Annotated in this window: 9 protein-coding genes; 5 read left to right on the top strand and 4 right to left on the bottom strand. The window is 55.7% G+C overall.

Going from position 1 to position 7,110, the window contains the following annotated elements; translation table 11 throughout:
• Window positions 1-183 precede the first annotated feature (183 nt).
• Window positions 184-759 (bottom strand): DNA-3-methyladenine glycosylase I, encoded by a 576-nt coding sequence (locus tag ABYT07_RS17595; protein ID WP_372993330.1) that lies wholly within the window; start codon window positions 757-759, stop codon window positions 184-186.
• A gap of 129 nt (window positions 760-888) precedes the next feature.
• On the opposite strand from ABYT07_RS17595, the gene ABYT07_RS17590 reads away from it, so the two are divergent.
• The 4 genes from ABYT07_RS17590 to ABYT07_RS17575 all read left to right on the top strand — a co-directional run bounded on the left by ABYT07_RS17590 (window position 889) and on the right by ABYT07_RS17575 (window position 4,952).
• A complete protein-coding gene (locus tag ABYT07_RS17590; protein ID WP_372993329.1) occupies window positions 889-1,746 on the top strand; it encodes an EAL domain-containing protein in 858 nt (285 codons plus the stop codon).
• 106 nt (window positions 1,747-1,852) lie between these two features.
• Window positions 1,853-3,028 carry an acetyl-CoA C-acetyltransferase gene (locus tag ABYT07_RS17585; RefSeq protein ID WP_372993328.1) on the top strand — a complete coding sequence of 392 codons (1,176 nt, stop codon included), beginning with the start codon at window positions 1,853-1,855 and terminating at the stop codon, window positions 3,026-3,028.
• Between the two features lie 163 nt (window positions 3,029-3,191).
• Entirely contained in the window at window positions 3,192-3,914 is a 723-nt protein-coding gene (phbB, locus tag ABYT07_RS17580) for an acetoacetyl-CoA reductase (protein ID WP_372993327.1), read from the top strand.
• 159 nt (window positions 3,915-4,073) lie between these two features.
• On the top strand, window positions 4,074-4,952 hold the full coding sequence (locus tag ABYT07_RS17575) for a DMT family transporter (RefSeq protein WP_372993326.1): 879 nt from the start codon (window positions 4,074-4,076) through the stop codon (window positions 4,950-4,952).
• Here the strand turns inward: ABYT07_RS17575 and ABYT07_RS17570 are convergent.
• The 3 genes from ABYT07_RS17570 to ABYT07_RS17560 all read right to left on the bottom strand — a co-directional run bounded on the left by ABYT07_RS17570 (window position 4,949) and on the right by ABYT07_RS17560 (window position 6,200).
• Window positions 4,949-5,113 (bottom strand): YdcH family protein, encoded by a 165-nt coding sequence (locus ABYT07_RS17570; RefSeq protein ID WP_372993325.1) that lies wholly within the window; start codon window positions 5,111-5,113, stop codon window positions 4,949-4,951. The genes ABYT07_RS17575 and ABYT07_RS17570 overlap by 4 nt on opposite strands.
• Window positions 5,114-5,225: 112 nt before the next feature.
• Window positions 5,226-5,924: a tRNA1(Val) (adenine(37)-N6)-methyltransferase gene (locus tag ABYT07_RS17565; RefSeq protein WP_372993332.1), complete on the bottom strand. Its 699-nt coding sequence runs from the start codon at window positions 5,922-5,924 to the stop codon at window positions 5,226-5,228.
• A 54-nt stretch (window positions 5,925-5,978) separates the two neighbouring features.
• A complete protein-coding gene (locus ABYT07_RS17560; protein WP_372993324.1) occupies window positions 5,979-6,200 on the bottom strand; it encodes a DUF2007 domain-containing protein in 222 nt (73 codons plus the stop codon).
• A 59-nt stretch (window positions 6,201-6,259) separates the two neighbouring features.
• Here ABYT07_RS17560 and ABYT07_RS17555 point away from each other — a divergent pair.
• The coding region (locus ABYT07_RS17555) for a polyprenyl synthetase family protein (protein WP_372993331.1) at window positions 6,260-7,110 on the top strand (851 nt) is incomplete at its 3' end.

The raw sequence follows: 7,110 nt of genomic DNA, 5'->3' as shown, positions 1-7,110 counted from the left end.
GCCGAATATTGGCACATCGGTGAAATGACCACCCGGTTGCGGCTGGTGATGCTGCGCAACGTCAAGGGCTGGAAAAGACGGGGTAAGGTGGTCATAAACGCTCCGGTTATGTGATGAAGGAAACGCTATAGAGACGGCGACAAAGACACAACGCAAAGCGCATGTGGTGCCGGTGGTCTCGCCTTATTGGTCGCGGACCATCCCCTTGACCGCGTGATGACGATGACAGCCGACAAGGTGGTCATTCACCATCCCGACTGCTTCCATAAACGCATAGACAATCGTGGGCCCGCAGAACTTGAACCCCTGCTTTTTGAGGTCCTTTGATATCTGCGCCGACAACGGAGTTGACGTTGGCACATCCGCATGGCGGGCAAAGCTATTTTGCAGCGGCGCGCCGCCTACATAATTCCACAGGTAGGTGTCAAACCCCTCGCGCGCTTCGATATCTTGCCAGACGCGCGCGTTCGTTATGGTCGCTTCGATTTTGCCACGGTGGCGGATGATGCCGGGGTTTTGCAGCAAGCGATCGACATCTGTCGCGCCCCATGATGCGATCACGTTTGGATCAAATCCTGCAAAAGCCTCGCGGAAATTCTCGCGCTTTTTAAGGATTGTGATCCAACTTAGCCCCGCCTGAAAGCCGTCCAATACCAGCTTTTCCCACAATGCCCGGCTGTCATATTCCGGCACACCCCAGTCAGTGTCATGATAATCCAGATAAATTTGTTCCGGTCCAGCCCAATCGCAGCGTTCCATCAGCCCCCACATCTGGCGTTTTGATGAACGCCCACATTAACCAGAAATTCGTGTCAAAATTGACATTTAACCCTGTCTTATCAAAAGCTGGGTCATCAAGACAGAGCATTAAATATAGGAAGCTGACCCTTGAAAGAGCGTTCCAAACACCGCTTCGCCAATTTGCCCGAGGGCGGCGAAAACCCGTTGAACTACGCCGTGACGCAGCGTGACCGGTCGACCCTTGCCATGGTCACGGACGCGATCGCGCACAAGCAAACCTTGCTGGCCTATCAACCGGTGATGCGCGACGCGGCTGACGAAAAGGTCGCGTTCTACGAGGGCCTGATTCGCGTTCTTGACCCCACGGGCCGCGTGATTCCCGCGCGTGAATTCATGCCTGTGGTCGAAGACACGCAGCTGGGCCGCGAGATTGACGTTCTGTCCCTGCGCGCTGGCCTGATGGCACTTGCCGACAACCCGGATTTACGCCTTTCCATCAACATGTCCGCCCGATCCATCGGCTACAAGGGCTGGACAACGATGCTAAACCGCTGGCTGAACCGTGATGCCACGATCGGTGAACGCCTGATCCTTGAGATCAGCGAACAGTCAGCGATGCAGGTGCCGGAACTCGTCGCGAACTTCATGGATCAATTGCAAAGCAAGGGGATTTGCTTTGCGCTGGATAACTTTGGGTCCGGATACACAGCGATCCGCTATTTCAAAGACCTTTACTTTGACATCCTGAAACTTGATGGACAGTTTATCCGCGGTATTTCACGCAATGCGGATAATAGGGCGTTGGTGTCTGTCATGCTCTCTATTGCGCAAAATTTTGACATGATCACAGTGGCCGAACAGGTCGAAAATGAAGACGATTCGCGACTGCTCACCTCGATGGGCGTCGACTGCCAACAAGGCTTTTTGTTCGGCAGCCCGACCACACGTCCCTATTGGACATTGAAAACGGAAGAACGTAAAAACAGGACTGGTTTTTTAGCGTGATTGCCGCAGGTGAAGCAATGGGGTATGTCGTTTCCCAGAAGGCAGGGGGATTGCGACCTGATCGTGAACCTTAAGACCCCTTGTCAGGACCCAAGGGGAAGAACCTATGACAAATATTGTCATCGCATCCGCAGCACGCACAGCAGTTGGCAGCTTTAGCGGATCCTTCGTAAATACGCCTGCACATGATCTGGGGGCCGCTGTCCTCAAAGAGATCGTGGCACGCGCTGGCATTGATGCATCCGAAGTGAATGAAACCATTCTAGGTCAGGTTCTGACGGCCGCCCAAGGCCAAAACCCCGCCCGGCAGGCACATATTAACGCGGGCCTGCCGATTGAATCTGCGGCCTGGTCCATCAACCAGGTCTGTGGTTCCGGCCTGCGCGCCGTTGCATTGGCCGCACAGCATATCCAGCTGGGGGATGCAGACATCGTCGCGGCCGGTGGACAAGAAAACATGTCGATGAGCCCCCACGCCCAAAACCTGCGCCCCGGCCAGAAAATGGGCGATATGAGCTTTATCGACACCATGATCAAAGATGGTCTTTGGGATGCGTTCCACGGCTATCACATGGGCCAGACTGCTGAAAATGTTGCAGAAAAATGGCAGATCAGCCGCGACATGCAGGATGAATTTGCTGTCGCATCGCAGAACAAGGCCGAAGCTGCCCAAAAAGCAGGCAAATTCGCAGATGAAATCGTTCCCTTCATCGTCAAGACTCGCAAAGGCGAGACGGTCGTCGACCAAGACGAATACATCCGCCACGGCGCGACAATGGAAGCGATGCAGAAACTGCGCCCTGCTTTCACCAAAGACGGCTCTGTCACAGCTGCGAATGCCTCTGGCTTGAATGACGGTGCAGCGGCTGCGCTGTTGATGACGGCTGAAAATGCCGAAAAGCGCGGAATTACGCCACTTGCGCGCATCGCATCATACGCCACCGTTGGTTTGGACCCGACAATCATGGGCGCAGGCCCGATTTTTGCATCCCGCAAGGCGCTTGAGAAAGCCGGCTGGAAGGCAGAAGACCTTGACCTGGTCGAAGCGAACGAAGCGTTTGCCGCCCAAGCCTGTGCCGTGAACAAAGACATGGGCTGGGACCCGGCAATCGTGAACGTCAACGGCGGTGCGATCGCAATTGGTCACCCGATTGGTGCCTCGGGCGCGCGCATCTTGAACACCTTGCTGTTTGAAATGCAGCGCCGTGGTGCCAAGAAGGGTCTTGCCACCCTGTGTATCGGCGGCGGCATGGGTGTTGCCATGTGTCTTGAGCGCCCCTGATCGAAACAGCACGGCACGTATTCGCGTGCCGTGCAAAAACCTTCGTAAAAACCCATTCTAACCTGTTGCATTTGTCATAAGTGATGCTTTAACAATCACGTACGAAATAAAATTGCGCAACGAGGCGTTCAAACAAAACAACGTTGCTAAAGGGAGAGAGTTTATGTCGCGTGTCGCACTTGTGACCGGAGGGAGCCGAGGAATCGGTGCAGCCATTTCAAAAGCATTGAAGGACGCCGGGTACACCGTCGCCGCAACTTATGCAGGCAACGATGAAGCGGCCGGAAAATTCACTGAAGAGACTGGTATTAAAACCTATAAGTGGGATGTAGGGAGTTATGAGGAGTCCAAGGCCGGCATTGAAAAGGTCGAAGCTGATCTTGGACCGGTCGACGTGGTCGTTGCCAACGCCGGCATCACCCGCGACGCACCGTTTCACAAGATGACGCCCGAGCAATGGCACGAGGTCATCAACACCAACCTGACCGGTGTCTTTAACACTGTCCACCCGATCTGGCCCGGCATGCGGGAACGTAAATTCGGGCGTGTTGTCGTCATCAGCTCGATCAACGGGCAAAAAGGCCAATTTGCGCAGGTTAACTATGCCGCCACCAAAGCGGGCGATCTTGGCATCATCAAATCATTGGCCCAAGAAGGTGCGCGCGCCGGGATCACGGCAAACGCTATCTGCCCGGGTTATATCGGTACAGATATGGTCATGGCCGTCCCCGAAAAGGTCCGCGACTCTATCATCGCGCAGATTCCAGCGGGCCGCCTTGGCGAACCCGAAGAAATCGCTCGCGCCGTCGTGTTCTTGGTTAGCGATGATGCCGGGTTTATCAACGGGTCGACCATTACGGCAAACGGTGCCCAATATTTGGTGTAATCCAAACAAACTTTAACATTCAAAAGGCCAGCGCAGCGATGCGTTGGCCTTTTGCACTAGCGGACCATGCTGCGGATGTCGCGCTTGCCACACGTAGCGGGATCTGGTTTCTGTGCTGAAACGCATCGGCAAATTCGCCATCACCGCAGGACCTGACACATGACCAAAACCCGCGCGACCCTGATCGGCTTTGGCGCGGTCCTGTTGTGGTCGCTGTTGGCGTTATTCACTGTCGGATCCACGCCAACACCGCCGTTGCTGCTGAACACTCTTTGCTTTTCCATCGGAGGCGGACTGGGGTTAATCTGGTGCACGGCAACAGGAACCTTGCGGACGTTACGCGCCGTTCCCGCAAGGGTCTACGCCTTTGGTATCCTTGGGCTTTTCGGGTATCACGCGCTTTACTTTTCGGCGCTGCGCCTTGCCCCAGCAGCCGAGGCAGGGCTCATTGCGTATCTTTGGCCACTTTTGATCGTTGTGTTTTCAGGCCTCCTGCCCGGCGAGAAATTGCGCGGCGGACATATTATCGGGGCCATCTTAGGCTTTGGCGGGGCGGCATTGATTATCACGAACGGCGCAGGAAGCTTTCAGGCGCAATATTTGCCGGGATATATTCTGGCGCTGTGCTGTGCGCTGACGTGGTCAGGCTATTCGCTTTTGTCGCGGCGTATCGGTACTGCACCAACCGCAAGCGTGGTGGTTTTTTGCCTGGGCACAGCAGCTTTGTCGCTGCCGCTTCACCTGATGTTTGAGGAAACGCTTCTGCCAACGACAGGTCTCGGTTGGGCCAGCATCGTCGGGCTGGGAATGGGGCCTGTTGGTTTGGCGTTTTATGTCTGGGATATTGGGGTCAAACGCGGTGACATCCAGATTCTTGGCACCAGTTCTTATCTAGCCCCGCTTCTGTCGACGCTAATCTTGGTGGTGACGGGTGTAACGCCCGCAAAGCCTGTGCTTTTCTGGGCAGCGGTCCTGATCACTGGCGGCGCCCTATGTGCGGCGCGCGCCAGCTACGGTAAAAAGGGTATGACCCGTTAGGAGCTTAGCTTGGTAATTTCTTCTTTGAGCCGGAGTTTTTCTTTCTTCATCGTCGCAACTTGTAAACCGTCAATACTTGGGGAACGCTGCGCCTGTTCGACCGCGTCACTCATCGCCAAGTGTTTGCGTTTCAAAGCTTCCAGATGTGCGTCAAATGCCATTTAACTCTCCTTTTTCAATGTTGCGTAGCTTGAGTGAACCACGAAAGATTCAACCTGTCACGCTGCGGCGCAGCAAAACTCCCTACAAGTTGAACGATCGGCTAGTAACTGCCTAAAACGTCAACGCGGCCCCTTCACGCAGGACAGCACGAATCTGCGGCACATAACTGTCGCCATCGACCAGATGTGTCGCACCTTCGTGCATTATCAACGGCGCGCACAACCGAAACGCCCCCCGCCCGCTTTTGCGCGCGCGCAGGATGATCAGCTCGGCCATCCGGCCAATGCGCGGTGCTATGGGCAGCACTTCGATGCTGCCCATGTCGTGGGGAAGCGCACGGATTAGGTCAGGCAGGCGTTCCGCACGGTGGATGAAATGGGCCTGCCCTTTTGGTGCCAGTCTTTTTGCCGCGATTTCGACCCATTTTTCCAACGGGGTACGTTCGCCCAATGCCGCTTCGCGCGCGCTGTCTTTGGATGCGATTGAAGCGTCTCGGTCGAAATAGGGAGGATTTGCCAAAACATGGTCAAATTGTCGCTGCCGCAACGCCAGTGGCATCTGCGCCAGATCCGCATCGACCACCTCGAAATCTTGACTGTTGCGCCGCGCCAATGCCGCATAAGTGGGCTGGATTTCGACCCCTGTCAGGGCCAGCCCCGGCACCCGTGCGCCCAGACAAAGCGACGCGGCACCGACACCACAGCCCAATTCCAATACCCGCTGCCCTGCTTGCGCAGGCACCGTCGCGGCCAATAAAACAGGGTCAACGCCCGCCCTATAGCCTTTGCGCGGTTGCCACAAATGCAGCATACCACCCAAGAATGCATCACAGGTCAGATCCTCTGGGTTAAACTCGGACACGGCTCAAACCGGCATCCCCGTAGGAATGTCGTTATCCGCCAGCACGCGCAGCGCCGCAGTGTGGTTTTCTTCGTGTACCATCAAGCGACGCGGAAAAATTCCGATGCCCCCTTCGAGCACGCTCATATTTACGTCCACCTGAAAGCAGTCTATATCCTCGCCCTGAAGAAGGGCGCTGGCAAAAGCGATGATCGTCGGGTCATTGGTGCGTAAAAGTTCCTTCATAACAGAGATGTAAGTGCAATCGCCGTCGATTGTCGAGCCTTGCAGGTGGGGTCATGTTAATGAAAAGCGATACGATGCAGAAACCGCATGACCGGATGGCAGAATATCTTGCCGCCGATATGGCAGCTGTGAACACGCTCATCCGTGATCGTATGGCGTCCGAACACGCACCGCGCATTCCCGAAGTCACCGCCCATCTGGTCGAGGCAGGCGGCAAACGTTTGCGCCCGATGCTGACCTTGGCCGCCGCGCATTTATGTGGCTACGACGGCCCTTATCATGTGCATCTGGCCGCCACGGTCGAATTTATTCACACGGCAACTTTGCTGCATGACGATGTGGTTGACGAAAGCGCGCAGCGGCGCGGGCGGCCAACGGCGAACCTGCTTTGGGACAACAAGTCATCGGTGCTGGTCGGCGATTATCTATTTGCACGCAGTTTCCAGTTGATGACCGAAACCAATAATATGCGGGTGCTGGCGATCCTGTCCAATGCCTCGGCCACCATCGCCGAAGGCGAAGTGCTGCAACTGACCGCAGCGCAAAACCTGGCGACGGATGAAGGGATTTACCTCAAGGTCGTACGCGGCAAGACTGCGGCGCTTTTTTCGGCTGCGACCGAAGTGGGCGGCGTGATTGCAGGCGCGCCAGCTGAACAGGTACAAGCGTTGTTCGACTATGGTGACGCGTTGGGAATCGCCTTTCAGATCGTTGATGATCTGCTGGATTACCAAGGTGATACAGGTGTCACAGGCAAGAATGTCGGCGACGATTTCCGCGAACGCAAGCTGACCTTGCCGGTGATCAAAGCCATTGCCAAGGCCGATGCGGAAGAACACGCTTTCTGGACCCGCACCATCGAAAAGGGCCGCCAGCAAGACGGCGATCTGGATCATGCCTTGGCATTGCT

The organism is Sulfitobacter sp., from assembly GCF_041552635.1.
Taxonomy (GTDB): domain Bacteria; phylum Pseudomonadota; class Alphaproteobacteria; order Rhodobacterales; family Rhodobacteraceae; genus Sulfitobacter.
The sequence above is the reverse complement of the archived record's forward strand: the minus strand, read 5'-3'. Positions and strand labels throughout refer to the sequence as shown.